The organism is Xanthobacter autotrophicus, from assembly GCF_030015065.1.
GTDB lineage: Bacteria > Pseudomonadota > Alphaproteobacteria > Rhizobiales > Xanthobacteraceae > Xanthobacter > Xanthobacter autotrophicus_D.
This window is the reverse complement of the sequence record NZ_JAIVFN010000013.1, coordinates 14,145-30,352: the sequence shown is the minus strand read 5'-3', so window position 1 is coordinate 30,352 and position 16,208 is coordinate 14,145. Positions and strand designations below refer to the sequence as shown.

Genomic DNA, 16,208 nt, shown 5'->3' with positions numbered 1-16,208 from the left:
ACAAAGCGAAACGGCGCGACCAAGGCCGCGCCGTCCGGAACCGCGAAGTTCAACCCATCGGCCGCCTCCTACAGCCGCCGACAAGCACAAGAGTTTATATCATGACTTCTGAAAATATCGCCCGTCTCCGCAATCTGAAGGCCAAGCACGAACAGCAAGAGCACGCAGACGGCCTTGAGGCCGGACGCATGTGGGCAAATAAGGTGGAAGACTGGCGCGACCTTCTGGTCATGTCCAAGCTCCACGGTCCTATCGACTCTGCCGCCCTGAAGGCGGCGTTTGTCGAGGCTCACTACGACGAAGCGGACTTCAGAGGCACCCCGTTTTCCTGCGACTACGAGCCATCCGACGAATTCGCAGCCGGGTTCCATGAGGGCCTCATGGAAGTTTTCGATGCCGTCAACAACGTTCGGTTCATCGAAGATGGCGGCCCCGTGGTCAGGGTAAAGGCGTCTTCGCGGCCGATCCCGCCGACTGCCTAGTCTGACTTGAGAAAGGCGGCACCCTCACCGGTGCCGCCTTCTTGACAATACGGGAGTCGTACAATGAGCATCCCTTTGATTCCAGTGTCCGTGCTCAAGCAGGAGCGTGGCTGGACAGACACCATGGTTCAAAAATTCCTTGGCGACCCTGATCAGCTAAAGCCGAATCCAAATTACCGCTCCGGTCCGAAGATGCGCCTTTATAGACTTGACCGGATCGAAGAGGCCGAAGCAACCGAGCTTGTTCGCGAAGCGCTATCCAAAGCGCGCGCTTCAAGGAGCAAACGTTCATCGTCCGCATTGGAGCGCCATAATCGCAACCGCCAAAGCCTGCTTCAGGCTGTGGCGTCTATTCCGATTGAAATACCGAGCACCAATCTTAGTGAACTAATTGATACTGCAATCCAGCACTATAATCGGAGAAATATAGAAAAAGTCGCCGACCAAGATTCGGAATCGTCATTTCTAAAGCGGATAACCTGCAACTACATCAGACATGAACTCATTGATTACGATATGATATGCCACGCACTTCGTGGACAGGTCGGACGGCAAGATGCTTATTTTCTTCTAAAAGACAGAATCATGGAAAACATATACTCAACGTATCCGGAATTGTTGTAACTGACGAGTCTACCGAGCCAAGGCGACACCCTCACCCGGTGTCGCCTTTTTTCAGCTTGAATATGTTCGCTATTTGTTCTTATCACATTCCTCATCATCCCCGTCATTCCCCCGGTTATCCCACGGCAAAGAGCGGCGGACTTTTCCCGGCAACTATCTCGCGGTATTTTCATTCTCGGACAGGCGAATCACCTCTTTCCTCCTTTGAGGCACCCGGCAGACCCAACGGTCTAACAGTTGCCTACGATCTTCGGCCGGGTGCTGAAGGACTCCGGATGCCGGAGTTAGCGTCGAAAGGCGGTTTTCCATGTCCGGTATGAAGTGCACCTTTCCCAAGTCCGTTCGCGTTCGGCACTATACGCGACGGCGCTTTGGTCGGTGGGAGAGCGTGTGCGAGCACTGCCGCGGACTGCCCCGTCGCTGACGGAAGCAGCCCGCGTGAGCGACGGCAAGGTTAGGTCCGCGACGGGAATCTAGGCCCTAACATGCCCCCTGAAGGGGCGCCGATTAGTTCGGCGCCCTTTCTCTTTGTCGGCGCTTTTAGCAGCCGACCATTGCAAAAATCGTATACCGGGGAATCGTTAATCCCAAGCGCGGTGTTTCGCGCGAAACATCACAAATCGCAACACCACAGTTACAGAGAACAATCAAAATTGTGCGACGCAATAATTACAAAAATATGTCGTAATTTCCCAGAATTTCTCCCCGAATTCTTCCCAGAATTCAATCGAAACCCACGATTAAGTATCTGATTTTAAACAATTTTTTGAAATGGTGCGGACGGCGGGATTCGAACCCGCACGCCTTACGGCGCAAGATTTTAAGTCTCGTGCGTCTACCGGTTTCGCCACGTCCGCCCGGGCCGGGCGCGTGATGCCGACCGGGCGGGACTTTAGGGAAGAAGGCAGCCGCGGGCAACGCGGCCGCCTTTCGCCATCACACGGCTTTCACACCTTCCGCCGGCGCGCGGGCCGAGCCCTGTGCAAGGCGCTCCAGTTCCAGCTTTCGGCACAGGATCGCGCCCACGACAAGTCCGCCGATGAGGCTGACATGTTCCACCACCACGTGGAATTCAAACAGCCGCCGCTCGCCGTCCATGGCCCAGAAGGGATGCGCGATGGGGATCGTCAGCGCCGTGAACACGCCCAGCATGCCGAACCCCAGCCATGCCGCGCGGTTAGCCACCACCAGGATCGAGCCGACGAGAAGCAGCGCGATCACTGCCGGCGCGAACAGCCGGGCGGGCTCGACGCCGAAGAAGGACATTTCCTCCAGGGTGGCCTGATAGTTCATCAGCTTGTCGAGGCCTGCGCCCCAGAAGATGAAGGTGAGCAGCAGGCGGGCAAAAACGCCGAAGATGGGGCTCGCCAGCAGGGCGGCGAGAGGACGTGGGGTCAAGATGGCACCTTTGTGCTGTGAAGCCGGTGCGGCGATCACCGCCCGCGCTCACGCCGGCGGCTCGCCGCCCGCTTCCCTTGGCCCCACGTCGATGAACGGCGGCTGAACCGGGAATGAAGCCGGCGTTCAGCCCTGCCCCGCCACCGCGGCCGCGGCCACCGGCGTGATGGCGACGGATTCACCGCAGCCGCAAGACGAGGTCTGGTTGGGATTGTTGAAGACGAACTGCGAGGAAACCTTGTCGGTCTTGAAGTCCATCTCGGTGCCGAGCAGGAACAGGACGGCCTTTGCGTCCACCACCACCTTCACGCCCTTGTCCTCCACGACCGTGTCGAAGGGGGCGACCTCGGTGGTGAAGTCCATCCGGTAGGACATGCCGGCACAGCCGCCGTTTTCAACGCTCACACGCAGCGCGGTGCCCGGCTCCGCCGAGGCGAGGATCTCGCGCAGCCGCTCGGCGGCCGTGTCGGTGATGCGGATGACCGCCGGCAGGCTCCGCCTGGCCGGTGCATTTGCGGGGGCAGCAGCAGACGTATCGGAAGTAACGCTCATGGGGACATCTCCGAGCCGCGCCGTTTCAAGGACGGCGGGCACGACCCATAAATGGAGGATGATGGGCGCCCTCACAAGGTTCCATATGCCACGTTGGTAAAATGAGACCGTAAATCCCGCACCGGAGACGATCTTGATCGCCTTCGACCCGGCAACCCGGTTGAAAAAGTGCCGCAGGCCTGCATGGCCGGAATTCAAGCTTAGCCGTTGTTTTCCATGTCGAACAACTCTATAGACAAATCTATAGAGGTATTAAAGTGCCATGATCTTGCTTTGGCCGTTCTTCCTGCGGCCAGCGCAGGGCGGAGCGCGAGACCGATGGAACCATGAAGGCGCGCGGTGTCCTGCTCCTCGCCATCGCCGCAGGGGGTCTGGCGGTTTCAGCCATGCAGTCCGCCCCGGCAGCGACCGAGCCATGGCGGCAGGCGATGGAGCGCGCCGGCACCTGGTCCCTGCCCGCGATTCTCGGTCTCGGCCTCCTCGCGCTGCTGGCGGTGGCGCTCGCACTGGGACGTATCCGCAGCGCACGCGCCGCGACCCAGCCCGGCCGCGCGGCGCAGGGCAGCCCGGTCGAGAATGCGGCGCTGCGGGCGAGCGAGGAACGCTTCCATCTTGCGGTCACGGGCTCGGATCAGGGCGTGTTCGACATTGATGTGCGCAGCGGCGGGCTCTATCTCTCCCCCCGGGCGCGGGACATGCTCGGCGTCGGATCAGATACCCCCATGGAGGTGCGACAGGCCTTGCGCCAGGTGCGGCATGGCGGCGACCGGCGCAAGGTAGCCGCCGCCCGCAGGGACCTCATCCGGGGGGGCGGGCGCAGCGTCGATCTCGACATCCGGCTGCGCCGTCCGGACGGAGCCTTCCGCGACTTCCGGTGGTATGGCCTCGCCTCCCGGAACAGCAAGGGCGTGGCGACCCGCGTGGTGGGCATGATCACCGATGTCACGGCCGAAAAGCAGAGCGAGCGCCACCTGCGCCTCGCCGCGGCCGTGTTCGCAAGCTCCCACGACGGCCTCGTGGTGACCGACCTCGATGCGGTGATCTCCGCGGTGAACCCGGCCTTCTCGCAGATCACCGGCTATGCTGAAGACGAGATCCAGGGCGAAAGCATGCGCATCATGCATTCGGGCCGGCACGATCGGGAGTTCTACCGCAGCATGTGGACGACGCTCATCGCCACGGGAAGCTGGCAGGGCGAAATCTGGAACCGCCGGAAGAACGGCGAGATCTTTCTCCAGAAACTCCACATCAGCACCGTCTATGACGAGAAGGGCACCCCGCAGAACTATGTGGGCGCCTTCCAGGACATCACCCGGATCAAGCATTCGGAATTCGAGCTCGACCGGATCGCCCATTACGATCCCCTGACCCAGCTGCCCAATCGAACCCTGCTCGCCTCGGTGCTCGATCTGGCGGTGAGCCAGGCCGGCAAGACCTGCGCGGTGCTCTTTGTCGACATCGACCGCTTCAAGACGGTGAATGACAGCCTCGGCCATATGGCCGGCGACACGGTGCTCAAACTGGCCGCGGCGCGCGTGCGGGCGGCGCTGGTCGGCGACGCCACCATCGGGCACTTCGGCGCCGACGAGTTCGTCGTCCTCCTGGAGGAGATCGACGACCCCCAGGATGCGGCGATGGCCGCCACCCGCCTGATGGACGAGCTGGCGCGCCCCTTCCCCGTCGGCGACGGCGAGATCTATCTGGGGGCGAGCGTCGGCATCAGCCTCTACCCGCAGGATGCCGACGATGCCGCCCAGCTGCTGCAACATGCCAATACCGCGCTGGCCGAGGCGAAGGCCCAGGGGCGTGGCAGCTATGCTTTCTACACCCAGGCCCTGACCCGCAGCGCCCGCGTCCGCATGGAAATGGAAGCCGACCTCAGGCGCGGCCTCGCCCGCGAGGAATTCCGCCTCAACTTCCAACCGGTGGTGGACCTCGCCAGCGGGCGCATCGTCGGGGCCGAGGCTCTGGTGCGCTGGCAGAGCCCGGCCCACGGCCTCGTCCCGCCCAATCGCTTCATTCCCCTCGCCGAGGAAACCGGCCTCATCGAACCCCTGGGCGACTGGGTGCTTGAGGAGGCGTGCCAGCAGATGGCGTCCTGGATCGCGGCTGGCGCCAGCCTCGACTTCATGGCCGTGAACCTCTCGCCGCGTCAGTTCCAGCGCGGCAGCCTTTGCGAGCATATGGAGGATGTGCTTCGGCGCACCGGACTTGCCCCGGCGCGGCTGGAGGTCGAGATCACCGAGAATGTGCTGTTCGGGGCGGCCGCAGCGGCCGAGCGCAAGCTGCATGACATGCGCGACAGCGGCGTGCGCATCGCCCTCGACGATTTCGGCACCGGATACTCGTCCCTCGCCTATCTCAAGCGCTTTCCCATCTCGAAGCTGAAGATCGACCGCAGCTTCGTGCACGATCTGCCCCGCGCCGCCGATGCGGAGATCGCCACCGCCATCATCTCCATCGCCCGCGCGCTCGGCCTCGATGTGGTGGCCGAGGGCATCGAGGCCCCGGAGCAATGCACCTTCCTGAAGGCGCGCGGATGCGGCTACGGGCAGGGCTACCTGTTCGGCCGAGCGGTCACCAGTGAACGCTTCCTGCGTCTCGCCCTGCAGGGGCCGAACGTCACCGCCCCGTCTCCTTCCGGCAGCATCCGGCTGCATTGAGAGCCCCGCAGGCGGCGGCGCGCCCGGCCAGGACGGCAGAAGTCTCACGCGGCGGATCTTGCTCGAAAGGCTTTGCGCGCGGGTCATCCGGAACGCCGCCGCGATATCCGGTCCGCGTGCTCGAACGCGCCTTCAGGCGGAGCGGCCATCGGCGCGCGCAAGGACCCGCGCGTTGCCGCAAGTGCTGACATCGGGCGCCTTAGAGCGCGATCCGAGCAAATTGAACCAATTTGCTCGGTGAATCGCCCTCTAAACGCAAGAAAGAGAACGCGTTGTCCGATCAGCTTGCGATGCAAGCAGATCGGCGCGTGCTCTAGGCCGGCGGCATCGGACAGCGTTCAATTTTCCTTGATGTCGAACGGCATCGGCAGGTCTTCGAGCGAGACGATGCCGCTGGTCATGAGCCACACGATGCCCGCCGTGACCACGGCGGCGACCAGCGTGGTCGCGATCGCCTTCTTGACCAGCGCAGGGCGAACGGGAGCGCCCGGATCCGTGCCGGGGACGATGTCCCGGCTCTCCGCCTGCGAGCGCACGCCCCAGGGCAGCACCGCGAACAGGGTGGTCCACCAGACGATGAAATAGATGGCGACAACGGCACCGATCGACACGAGACGTTCCTCGCTGGCGTTTCCCGCAAGTACGCGCGCCGATCGGATCGCTCCACGATCTGATCGGATAACGCGTTCTCTTTCCTTAAGTTAAAGCGCTTTCGAGCGAAATGGACGCACGGCCGGATCATCCGGAGGAACGGGTCTGCCGCCCGGGCAGCCGGCCCGGCGGCAGCGCGCCGCCCGGTCAGGCCTGTTCCAGCTCCACCAGGGTGCCGTTGAAATCCTTGGGATGCAGGAACAGCACCGGCTTGCCATGGGCGCCGATCTTGGGATCGCCGGAGCCCAGCACCCGGGCGCCCTTTTCCTTGAGCTGGTCGCGCGCGGTGATGATGTCGTCCACCTCGTAGCAGATGTGGTGGATGCCGCCGTCCGGATTACGCTCCAGGAACTTGGCGATGGGCGAGTTCTCGCCCAGCGGCTCCAGGAACTCGATCTTGGTGTTGGGCAGGGTGACGAACACCGTGGTCACGCCGTGCTCCTCCTGCGGCACGGCGGCGGAGACGTCCGCGCCCAGCGTGTCGCGATAAAGCGCAGAGGCGGCGGCGATGTCGCGCACCGCAATGGCCACATGGTTCAGACGTCCGATCATGGTTCCCTCCGCTCAGGTCTACCGATCCATACCGCAAGCACGGCCGGCGCGGAACACGCCGGAGGTCGAAGGCGAGGCCGGCACGCCGGCTCACACCTCCAGGATATGGACGTGGCAGACCGGCTTCTTGCCCCACACCGCGTTCACCGCGCTGCGCACCGCGCGCTCCAGCGTCTCCGCCAGGGCGTCGGGATCGCGGCGGCGGGCCTTGGGCAGGCCGTCCAGCGTCGCCACCACCGTGTCGAGCACGTGGTCGAGCATGTCGATGCCCCCCTCCCCGCGCTCGGGAATGCCGGTGATCTCCACCGAAGGGTCGCCAGCAAGGCCGCCCTGCCGGTCCACCGCCACGGCCACCGACACCGCGCCCACATAAGAGAGCTTGCGCCGCTCGGGGATGGAGCGGGCACCGTCGGCGATCAGCAGGCGGCCATCCTTGTAGAGGCGGCCGAACGGCACATCGTCCACCCGCTCGGCCGGGCCGGGGGCGAGGCGGATGACGTGCCCGTCATAGCAATTGACCACCTCCGGCACGCCGAGGCTCTTGGCGAGCAACGCGTGCTCGTGGAGGTGCAGCGCCTCGCCATGGACCGGCACCGCCACCTGGGGGCGCACCAGCCGGTACATTTCCGTGAGCTCGCCCCGGCGCGGGTGGCCCGACACATGGACCAGCGCCTGGCGGTCGGTCAGCACCTCGACGCCCCTTTTGATGAGGGCGTTGACGATGTGGTTCACCACCTTCTCGTTGCCGGGAATGGTGCGCGAGGAGAACACCACGAGGTCGCCGGGCGACAGGGCGATCTCCGGATGATCGTCGTCGGCGATGCGGCGCAACGCGGCGCGCGGCTCGCCCTGGCTTCCGGTGAGGATGGCCACCACCTTCTCGCGCGGCAGGTAGCCATAGGCCTCCGCCGAACGAAAGGCCGGCACGCCGTCCAGAAGGCCCTGCTCGCGGGCGACGCCGATGACGCGCTCCAGTGCCCGTCCCACCACCACCACCTCGCGCCCGTTGGCGTACGCCGCCTCGGCGATGCCGCGGATGCGCGCCACGTTCGACGAGAAGGTGGTGAACGCCACCCGGTGCCTGGCCTTGCCGACGATCTGCCGCAGCGAGGCTGCCACCTCCGCCTCGGAGGGGGATACGCCGTCGCGGATGGCGTTGGTGGAATCGCAGATGATGGCGCGCACGCCCTCGTCGCCCAGCGCCGCGAGGCGGGCCACGTCGGTGGGAAGGCCGACGACGGGGGTGGGATCGAGCTTCCAATCGCCGGTATGCACCACCAGCCCCGCCTTGGTTCGGATGGCGAGGGCGTGGCTGTCCGGAATCGAATGGGCGACGGGGATGAACTCCACCGAGAACGGTCCGAGCTCCACCGGCGCGCCCCGCCGCACCACGGTGATCGGCAGCTGGGATGGCGCCCCCGGCTCGCCGGCGCGCTTCGCCTCCAGCAGGCCGGCGGTGAAGCCCGTGGTGTAGATGGGGCATTTCAGGCGCGGCCACAGGTCCAGCACGGCGCCGATATGGTCCTCGTGGCCATGGGTGAGCACGAGGCCCGCAATGTTCTTCCGCTCGGTCTCCAGGAAGCGGATGTCGGGCAGGACGAGATCGACGCCGGGCGCCTCCTCGCCGGCGAAGCTCATGCCGAGATCGACGATGAGCCAGGTGCGTGCCTTGCGGGGACCGAAGCCGTACAGGCCGAGATTCATTCCGATCTCGCCAACCCCGCCGAGGGGTGCGAAGACCAGTTCGTCGGTTGGTGCCATCAAAGGGTCGCTTCCAAACGCGGCGCCCGCGCCGGGAAGCGCCCGGCGGATGCCGGGCTCGCGGGCGGGCGGGCCGAAAATCAGGAGGCCGGCGGAGCAGGGTCCGCTACGGCCGGGGGCGGGCAATCAGGATCGACCCCAATGAAGCGGCCCGCGCGCCGCAATGCAAGGGCCGTCTCGGCCGGGCGTCCCCCGCCGGGTGTCCCGGCCCCTCAATCCGACTTGCCGAGGGAGACATCGCCCGCGGTGATGATCTCGGCGATGCCGTCCTTGCGGCGCAGCATCATGGCGCCGCGCGTATCTATATTCTCGAACCGCCCCACCACCTCGCGCTCGCCGATCCGGACGCTCACCTGATCGCCCATGCCGAGGGCATGGCGCATCCAGTCGGTCCGGATGACCGGAAAGCCGGCGCCCGCATTCCACTGGTTGAGCCGCACCGCCATGGCAAGGTCGAGCGCTTCCAGCAGCCGGTCGGGCGCCGTGGGCGCGCCGGATTCCTCAAGGCTGGTCGCCCGATAGGGCAGGTCCTCGGGATGGTGCAGGCAGTTGACGCCGAAACCGATCACCGCCGCCGGCCGGCCGGAGGGATCGGTCCCCCCTTCCACCAGGATGCCCGCCACCTTGCCGCCGTCCAGCAGCAGGTCGTTGGGCCATTTGAGCTTCAGCGCGTCGGGCCGGATCTGCGGCGCCGCCGCGAGCACGGCGTCGCGCAGCGCGAGGCCCGCCACGAAACAGAGCTGGGCGAGGTTCGCGACCGGCGCCGGATTGGGCAGCACCAGGGTGGCAAACAGGTTGCCCAGCTCCGACGTCCAGGGGCGGCCCCGCCGGCCGCGGCCGGCCGTCTGGATATCCGCCACCAGCCAGACCGGGAACGTCTCGTTCCGGGCAAGGCGAGCCATCCCCTCGGCGTTGGTGGAGCCGATCTGGGTGAAGCGGACGATGGGAACCGTGGAACCCTGGAATTCGTAATGAGCCATCGTTCAGAAGAGCGAACGGGCAGCGGCACCCGCAGCCTCGATGAGAGGAGCGGGATAGACGAAATAGAAGATGGTGAAAAGCCCGCTCACCGCCAGCACCGCCTTCAGCTCCGTCGGCATGGGATCGAAGGCGTCCACCGGCTCGTCGAAATAGATGATCTTGACGACGCGCAGATAATAGAACGCACCCACCACCGAGGCGAGGACGCCCACCACGGCGAGGCCGTAGAGCCCGGCCTGGATCGCCGCCACGAACACGTAATACTTGGCGAGGAAACCCGCGAGCGGCGGGATGCCGGCGAGCGAGAACATGAGCGCGCCGAGCATGAGCGCCATCAGCGGGCTGCGGCGGGCGAGGCCGGCGAGGTCCTCGATGGTCTCCACCGCCTGGCCCTTGCGGCGCATGGTGAGCACGCAGGCAAACGTGCCCAGCGTCATCACCACATAGATGGCCATGTACAGGAGCACGCCGCGCACGCCCTCCGCCGTGCCGGCGGCGAGGCCCACGAGGGCGAAGCCCATGTGGCCGATGGACGAATAGGCCAGCAGTCGCTTGATGTTGCGCTGGCCGATGGCGGCGAAGGCGCCGAGCACCATGGAGGCCAGCGAGACGAAGGCGACGATCTGCTGCCACTGGTGGGTCACATGGGGGAACGCCTCGATGACGACGCGCACGAAGATGGCCATGGCCGCCGCCTTCGGCGCGGAGGCGAAGAAGGCGGTGACGGGGGTGGGCGCGCCCTCATAGACGTCCGGCGTCCACATGTGGAACGGCACCGCCGAGACCTTGAAGCACATGCCCGCAATGAGGAACACGAGGCCGAAGATCAGCCCGAGGGTGGGCTCCTTCGCCACCGCCGCGATCTCGAGGAAGTTCACCGAGCCGGTGAAGCCATAGATGAGCGAGGCGCCGTAGAGCAGCATGCCCGAGGACAGGGAGCCGAGGACGAAATATTTCAGACCCGCCTCGGTGGAACGGACCGAATCCCGGTTGATGGCCGCCACCACATAGAGCGGCAGGCTCATAAGCTCGAGGCCGAGATAGAGCGCGATCAGGTCACCCGCGGAAATCAGCATGCACATGCCGAGGGTCGCGATGAGGATGAGCACCGCATACTCGAACTTCGCCTGCTTCTCCCGCGCCTGCCAGTCCACCGCCATGATCAGCGACACCACGGCGCCGAGCACCGCGAGCAGCTTCATGAAGCGGCCATAGGCATCCACCACGAGCGAGCCGTGGAAGGCCGTGACTTCGCCCGCGGGCTGAAGCAGCACCAGCACGCCGACCGCCGCGAGCACGGCGATGGCGAGGCCGGTGACGAGGTTCGCCGACCCCTCCCCGCGGACCGCGCCGATCAGGATCAGCACGATCGCCGAGATGGCGAGCACCAGTTCGGGCAGGATCGCGCCGATGGGAGGCAGGAGCTGCGTCATTGAGGCGACCTCGAGATCTAAAAGCTCAGCAGCAGGGCGGTCTTCACCGCGCCGGCCACTTGGTCGGTGCGCGCGACGACCGCGTTCACCGCATGGGATGTCATGTTGAGGATGGGCGCGGGCCACACGCCAAAGAGGATGGTGATGACCACCAGCGGCACCATGATCGCCTGCTCCCGGGGGGAGAGGTCCAGCATGGTTTTCAGCTTCTCCTTTTCAAGCGGCCCGAAGACCACCCTGAGATAGAGCCACAGGGCATAGCCCGCCGAGAGGATCACGCCGGTCGCTGCGAAGAAGGCGATCCAGGTGTTGCGCTCGAACGCCGCCAGCATGGTCAGGAATTCGCCGATGAAGCCAGAGGTGCCCGGCAGGCCCACGTTGGCCATGGTGAAGATCATCAGCACCGTGGCGTAGAGCGGCATGCGGTGCACGAGGCCGCCGTAGGCCGCGATCTCGCGGGTGTGCAGGCGGTCATAGATGACGCCCACGCACAGGAACAGCGCGCCGGAGACGAAGCCGTGGGAGATCATGAGGAACATGGCCCCCTGCAGGCCCTGCTCGTTCATGGCGAAGATGCCCATGGTCACGAAGCCCATGTGGGCGATGGACGAATAGGCGATCAGCTTCTTGATGTCCTCCTGAACGAGGGCCACCAGCGACGTGTAGATGATGGCGACCACCGAGAGGGTGAACACCAGCGGCGCGAAATAATGGCTCGCTTCCGGGAACATGGGCAGCGAATAGCGCAGGAAGCCGTAGCCGCCCATCTTCAGCAGAACGCCGGCCAGGATGACGGAGCCCGCGGTGGGCGCCTCCACATGGGCGTCGGGCAGCCAGGTATGCACCGGCCACATGGGCATCTTCACCGCGAAGGAGGCGAAGAAGGCCAGCCACAGCCAGGTCTGCATCCCGGACGGGAAGCCGTGGGTCAGCAGCGTCGGCACGTCGGTGGTACCAGACTGCCAGTACATGGCCATGATGGCGAGCATCATCAGCACGGAACCGGCCAGCGTGTAGAGGAAGAACTTGAAGGCCGCGTAGATGCGCCGCTGACCGCCCCAGATGCCGATGATGAGGAACATCGGGATCAGGCCGCCCTCGAAGAAGAAGTAGAAGAGGACGAGGTCGAGGGCGCAGAAGGTGCCGATCATCAAGGTCTCGAGCACCAGGAACGCGATCATGTATTCCTTCACCCGCTTGTGCACGCTCTCCCAGGAGGCGAGGATGCAGAAGGGCATGAGGAAGGTCGTGAGCAGGACGAAGGGCAGCGAGATGCCGTCCACGCCCATGTGGTAGGCGGCGAGCTCGCCGAGCCAGGCCTTCTTTTCCACGAACTGGAAGCCGGACGCGGCCGGATCGAAGCCCGGCAGCAGCAGCAGCGACACCACGAAGGTGACGAGCGTGGTCCACAGCGCCACCCAGCGGGCGTTGCGCGCGGACACCTCGTCGTCGCCCCGCACCACCAGGATGAAGAGCGCGCCGACCAGCGGCAGGAACGTTACGACGGAGAGGATGGGCCAGTCGGTCATCGTCACACTCCGGCGAACATGAACCAGGTGATGAAAGCCGCGACGCCGATGAGCATCACGAAGGCGTAATGGTAGAGGTAGCCGGTCTGGAGCCGCACCACCCGGCCGGTCACGTCGAGCACGCGGGCGGAGACGCCGTCCGGACCGAAACCGTCGATGATGGTGCCGTCGCCGCGCTTCCACAGCAGCCGGCCGATCCACAAGGCAGGCTTCACGAAGATGCGGTCGTACAGCTCGTCGAAGTACCACTTGTTGAGCAGGAACTGGTAGAGCGCGTCCTGCGACTTCGCCAGCGCCACCGGGACCGTGCGATCGACCACGTAGAACCAGTAGGCGATCACGAAGCCGAGCACCATCATGAGCGTCGGCAGGTATTTCGCCAACAGCGGGATGTCGTGGATTGCGTGGAGGATGTGGTTTTCCGCGCCCATGAAGATGGAGTGGCGGAAGAAGTGGTGCACGCCCTCGCCCACGAACACGTTGTAGAGCGCAAAGCCCGCGATCACCGAGCCCACCGCCAGCACGCCGAGCGGAATGGTCATCACCCGCGGCGATTCATGCGCCGCCTCATAGTGGTGGAGATCGTGCGGGTGGCCATGGAAGGTGAGGAAGATCAGACGCCAGGAATAGAAGGAGGTCAGCGCCGCCGCCGCCACGGTCATGACCCAGCCGTAGAGGGCGAAATAATTGTGCGAGGCCCACGCGGATTCGATGATGGCGTCCTTGGAGTAGTAGCCCGCAAGGAAAGGGAAGCCGGTGATGGCCAGGGTCCCGATCAGCATCATGCCGTAGGTGAAGGGGATCTTCTTGGCGAGCCCGCCCATGTGCCGCATGTCCTGCTCATGGTGCATCGCGTTGATGACCGAGCCGGCGCCGAGGAACAGGAGCGCCTTGAAACAGGCGTGCGTCACCAGGTGAAACATGCCGATGGAATAGGCCCCTGCCCCCATGGCCACGAACATGTAGCCGAGCTGGGAGCAGGTGGAATAGGCGATCACCTTCTTGATGTCGTTCTGCACCAGGCCGACCGTGGCGGCGAAGAAGGCGGTGGTCGCCCCCACCAGCATCACCACGTTGAGCGCGGTCTGCGACAGTTCGAAGATGGGCGACATGCGCGCCACCATGAACACGCCGGCCGTCACCATGGTGGCGGCGTGGATGAGGGCGGACACCGGGGTCGGGCCCTCCATGGCGTCGGGCAGCCAGGTGTGCAGCAGGAACTGGGCCGACTTGCCCATGGCGCCGACGAACAGCAGCAGGGCGATGACCGTGGGCGCATCCCACTGATGGCCGAGGAAGTCGATGGTCTTGCCGGCGAGCGACGGGGCCGCGGCGAACACCTGCTCGAATGTCACCGAGCCGGTCATCACGAACACGGCGAAGATGCCGAGCATGAAGCCGAAGTCACCCACGCGGTTGACCACGAAGGCTTTCATGGCCGCGGCGTTGGCCGATGGCTTCTCGTACCAGAAGCCGATGAGCAGATAGGAGGCGAGGCCCACGCCTTCCCAGCCGAAGAACAGCTGCAGCAGGTTGTCCGCGGTCACCAGCATGAGCATGGCGAAGGTGAACAGGGACAGATAGGCGAAGAAGCGCGGCCGGCTCGGATCCTCGTGCATGTAGCCGATGGAGTAGAGGTGCACCAGCGAGGACACCGAGGTGACCACGATCAGCATGATCACGGTCATGGTGTCGATGCGGAAGGCCCAGTCGATCTTGAGGTCGCCCACATAGATCCACTTCATCACCTGCACGCGCGTGTCGTGGTCACCAAAGCCGACGCTGAAGAAGGCGATCCAGGCCAGGAGGCACGCGATGAAGAGCAGCGAGGTGGTCACCACCTCGCTCGCCCGCGCGCCGATGGCGCGGCCGAACAGGCCCGCGATGAGGAAGCCGAGGAGGGGGAAGAAGACGATCGCCTGATACATGGCCTCAGCCCTTCATGGCGTTGATGTCCTCGACGGCGATCGAACCGCGGTTGCGGTAGAACACCACGAGGATGGCGAGGCCGATGGCCGCCTCGGCCGCCGCGACGGTGAGGACGAGCAGCGCGAAGATCTGGCCCGTCAGGTTCCCGAGAAAGGCGGAGAACGAGACCAGGTTGATGTTCACGGCGAGCAGGATCAGCTCCACCGACATGAGGATGACGATCACGTTCTTCCGGTTGAGGAAGATGCCCAGCGTCCCCAGCGTGAACAGGATCGCCGCGACGGTGAGATAGTGGGAGAGACCGATGTCCATGCCCATCCCCCTCAAAGGCCCTGGCCGGGGCGCACCTTGACCACGTCCATGGCGGTCTTGGCGGTGCGCGCGACCTGCGCCGAGATGTCCTGGCGCTTCACGTTCGCCTTGTGGCGGAGCGTGAGCACGATGGCGCCGATCATGGCGACGAGAAGCACGAAGCCCGCCGCCTGAAAGAAGTAGATGTAGTCCGTGTAGAGCACATGCCCGATGGCCTGGACATTGCCCACGTCGCCCACCGACGGCGGCGCCGACTTGACCGCCGACGCGACGCCGGGCCCGGTCGCCCACGCCCCCACGACCAGCACCAGCTCGGCCAGGAAGACGAGGCCCACGACCACGCCCACCGGCAGATACTGCAGAAAGCCCTGGCGCAGCTCCACGAAGTCCACGTCGAGCATCATCACGACGAAGAGGAAGAGCACCGCCACCGCGCCCACATAGACCACCACCAGGATCAGGGCGAGGAACTCGGCCCCGATCAGGATGAACAGCCCCGCCGCGTTCACGAAGGCGAGGATGAGGAACAGCACGGACTGCACCGGGTTGCGGGAGGAGATCACCATGAAGGCGGACGCCACCAGCACGAAGGCGAAGAGATAGAAAAACGCTGCCGCGACGCTCATGCGCGAAGCCCCCCTCCCCGCGGCGCGCCCGCGCCGGTCATGTCCGGCCCCTTATGGCGGCCGGCCTGTCGATTGCCTTGACGCATCCCAAAAGTCCACTGTCGTGTCGTCGCGCAGGACGCGCGACGCTCGGCTGTCCCCCACTGCCGGCCGGAAGCCGGCACCATCGGTCCCTTGCCTGCGGCGGCAGGCGTGCTCAGCGGTACGGCGCGTCGAGCGCGATGGAGCGCGCGATCTCGCGCTCCCACCGGTCGCCGTTGGCGAGCAGCTTTTCCTTGTCGTAATAGAGTTCCTCACGCGTCTCGGTGGCGAACTCGAAGTTCGGTCCCTCGACGATGGCATCCACCGGGCAGGCTTCCTGGCAGAAGCCGCAATAGATGCACTTCACCATGTCGATGTCGTAGCGGGTGGTGCGGCGCGTGCCGTCGTTCCGGCGCGGGCCGGCCTCGATGGTGATGGCCTGCGCCGGGCAGATGGCCTCGCACAGCTTGCAGGCGATGCAGCGCTCTTCCCCGTTGGGATAGCGGCGCAGCGCGTGCTCGCCGCGGAAGCGTGGCGACAGCGGCCCCTTCTCGAAGGGATAGTTCAAGGTCGCCTTGGGCTTGAAGAAATAGCGCATGGCGAGGAAGAAGCCGGAAACCAGCTCCGTCATGAAGAGGCCGCGCGCGGCCTGATCGAGCTTCATGGACGCTCTCCCGGAAGGCGGTGCGGATTG

At 65.1% G+C, this 16,208-nt stretch carries 15 protein-coding genes and 1 tRNA gene; 3 read left to right on the top strand and 13 right to left on the bottom strand.

Annotated features, from left to right (window positions below):
* The first annotated feature begins 101 nt into the window (after nt 1-101).
* Entirely contained in the window at nt 102-482 is a 381-nt protein-coding gene (locus tag K9U40_RS04880; RefSeq protein ID WP_282889087.1) for a hypothetical protein, read from the top strand.
* A 63-nt stretch (nt 483-545) separates the two neighbouring features.
* The gene (locus K9U40_RS04875) at nt 546-1,106 is read left to right on the top strand and encodes a hypothetical protein (RefSeq protein WP_282889086.1); all 561 of its coding nucleotides are present in this window, start codon (nt 546-548) and stop codon (nt 1,104-1,106) included.
* A 772-nt stretch (nt 1,107-1,878) separates the two neighbouring features.
* Here the strand turns inward: K9U40_RS04875 and K9U40_RS04870 are convergent.
* From K9U40_RS04870 to K9U40_RS04860, 3 genes are all read right to left on the bottom strand, one after another.
* A tRNA-Leu gene (locus tag K9U40_RS04870) sits at nt 1,879-1,963 on the bottom strand.
* A 79-nt stretch (nt 1,964-2,042) separates the two neighbouring features.
* Nucleotides 2,043-2,504 carry a DoxX family protein gene (locus K9U40_RS04865; RefSeq protein WP_282889085.1) on the bottom strand — a complete coding sequence of 154 codons (462 nt, stop codon included), beginning with the start codon at nt 2,502-2,504 and terminating at the stop codon, nt 2,043-2,045.
* 126 nt (nt 2,505-2,630) lie between these two features.
* Nucleotides 2,631-3,056, bottom strand: coding sequence for a HesB/IscA family protein (locus K9U40_RS04860; RefSeq protein WP_282889084.1), 426 nt, complete (start codon nt 3,054-3,056; stop codon nt 2,631-2,633).
* 326 nt (nt 3,057-3,382) lie between these two features.
* On the opposite strand from K9U40_RS04860, the gene K9U40_RS04855 reads away from it, so the two are divergent.
* Nucleotides 3,383-5,719: a putative bifunctional diguanylate cyclase/phosphodiesterase gene (locus K9U40_RS04855; RefSeq protein WP_282889083.1), complete on the top strand. Its 2,337-nt coding sequence runs from the start codon at nt 3,383-3,385 to the stop codon at nt 5,717-5,719.
* Between the two features lie 338 nt (nt 5,720-6,057).
* On the opposite strand, the gene K9U40_RS04850 is transcribed toward K9U40_RS04855, so the two are convergent.
* From K9U40_RS04850 to nuoI, 10 genes are all read right to left on the bottom strand, one after another.
* Nucleotides 6,058-6,330 carry a DUF1467 family protein gene (locus K9U40_RS04850; RefSeq protein ID WP_282889082.1) on the bottom strand — a complete coding sequence of 91 codons (273 nt, stop codon included), beginning with the start codon at nt 6,328-6,330 and terminating at the stop codon, nt 6,058-6,060.
* Between the two features lie 187 nt (nt 6,331-6,517).
* Nucleotides 6,518-6,922, bottom strand: a complete 405-nt coding sequence (mce, locus tag K9U40_RS04845) for a methylmalonyl-CoA epimerase (protein ID WP_282889081.1) — start codon at nt 6,920-6,922, stop codon at nt 6,518-6,520.
* Between the two features lie 90 nt (nt 6,923-7,012).
* Nucleotides 7,013-8,683, bottom strand: a complete 1,671-nt coding sequence (locus K9U40_RS04840; RefSeq protein ID WP_282889080.1) for a ribonuclease J — start codon at nt 8,681-8,683, stop codon at nt 7,013-7,015.
* A 212-nt stretch (nt 8,684-8,895) separates the two neighbouring features.
* On the bottom strand, nt 8,896-9,663 hold the full coding sequence (locus tag K9U40_RS04835) for a biotin--[acetyl-CoA-carboxylase] ligase (protein WP_282889079.1): 768 nt from the start codon (nt 9,661-9,663) through the stop codon (nt 8,896-8,898).
* Between the two features lie 3 nt (nt 9,664-9,666).
* Entirely contained in the window at nt 9,667-11,097 is a 1,431-nt protein-coding gene (nuoN, locus tag K9U40_RS04830; protein WP_282889078.1) for an NADH-quinone oxidoreductase subunit NuoN, read from the bottom strand.
* A gap of 17 nt (nt 11,098-11,114) precedes the next feature.
* Nucleotides 11,115-12,626: an NADH-quinone oxidoreductase subunit M gene (locus K9U40_RS04825; RefSeq protein ID WP_282889077.1), complete on the bottom strand. Its 1,512-nt coding sequence runs from the start codon at nt 12,624-12,626 to the stop codon at nt 11,115-11,117.
* A 2-nt stretch (nt 12,627-12,628) separates the two neighbouring features.
* The gene (gene nuoL / locus K9U40_RS04820; protein ID WP_282889076.1) at nt 12,629-14,554 is read right to left on the bottom strand and encodes an NADH-quinone oxidoreductase subunit L; all 1,926 of its coding nucleotides are present in this window, start codon (nt 14,552-14,554) and stop codon (nt 12,629-12,631) included.
* 4 nt (nt 14,555-14,558) lie between these two features.
* On the bottom strand, nt 14,559-14,867 hold the full coding sequence (gene nuoK, locus K9U40_RS04815) for an NADH-quinone oxidoreductase subunit NuoK (RefSeq protein ID WP_282889075.1): 309 nt from the start codon (nt 14,865-14,867) through the stop codon (nt 14,559-14,561).
* A gap of 11 nt (nt 14,868-14,878) precedes the next feature.
* Complete coding sequence (locus K9U40_RS04810) at nt 14,879-15,493, bottom strand: NADH-quinone oxidoreductase subunit J (protein ID WP_282889074.1); 615 nt, start codon at nt 15,491-15,493, stop codon at nt 14,879-14,881.
* Nucleotides 15,494-15,689: 196 nt separating this feature from the next.
* Nucleotides 15,690-16,178, bottom strand: coding sequence for an NADH-quinone oxidoreductase subunit NuoI (nuoI, locus tag K9U40_RS04805; protein WP_282889073.1), 489 nt, complete (start codon nt 16,176-16,178; stop codon nt 15,690-15,692).
* Nucleotides 16,179-16,208: the final 30 nt, after the last annotated feature.

What these genes read in the sequence shown, in the direction of transcription:
- K9U40_RS04875 (WP_282889086.1), top strand. Translation starts at nt 546, where the DNA reads ATGAGCATCCCTTTGATTCCAGTGTCCGTGCTCAAGCAGGAGCGTGGC.
- K9U40_RS04880 (WP_282889087.1), top strand. Translation starts at nt 102, where the DNA reads ATGACTTCTGAAAATATCGCCCGTCTCCGCAATCTGAAGGCCAAGCAC.
- nuoL (WP_282889076.1), bottom strand. Translation starts at nt 14,554, where the DNA reads ATGTATCAGGCGATCGTCTTCTTCCCCCTCCTCGGCTTCCTCATCGCG.
- nuoI (WP_282889073.1), bottom strand. Translation starts at nt 16,178, where the DNA reads ATGAAGCTCGATCAGGCCGCGCGCGGCCTCTTCATGACGGAGCTGGTT.
- K9U40_RS04840 (WP_282889080.1), bottom strand. Translation starts at nt 8,683, where the DNA reads ATGGCACCAACCGACGAACTGGTCTTCGCACCCCTCGGCGGGGTTGGC.
- K9U40_RS04860 (WP_282889084.1), bottom strand. Translation starts at nt 3,056, where the DNA reads ATGAGCGTTACTTCCGATACGTCTGCTGCTGCCCCCGCAAATGCACCG.
- nuoN (WP_282889078.1), bottom strand. Translation starts at nt 11,097, where the DNA reads ATGACGCAGCTCCTGCCTCCCATCGGCGCGATCCTGCCCGAACTGGTG.
- nuoK (WP_282889075.1), bottom strand. Translation starts at nt 14,867, where the DNA reads ATGGACATCGGTCTCTCCCACTATCTCACCGTCGCGGCGATCCTGTTC.
- K9U40_RS04810 (WP_282889074.1), bottom strand. Translation starts at nt 15,493, where the DNA reads ATGAGCGTCGCGGCAGCGTTTTTCTATCTCTTCGCCTTCGTGCTGGTG.
- K9U40_RS04825 (WP_282889077.1), bottom strand. Translation starts at nt 12,626, where the DNA reads ATGACCGACTGGCCCATCCTCTCCGTCGTAACGTTCCTGCCGCTGGTC.
- mce (WP_282889081.1), bottom strand. Translation starts at nt 6,922, where the DNA reads ATGATCGGACGTCTGAACCATGTGGCCATTGCGGTGCGCGACATCGCC.
- K9U40_RS04835 (WP_282889079.1), bottom strand. Translation starts at nt 9,663, where the DNA reads ATGGCTCATTACGAATTCCAGGGTTCCACGGTTCCCATCGTCCGCTTC.
- K9U40_RS04855 (WP_282889083.1), top strand. Translation starts at nt 3,383, where the DNA reads ATGAAGGCGCGCGGTGTCCTGCTCCTCGCCATCGCCGCAGGGGGTCTG.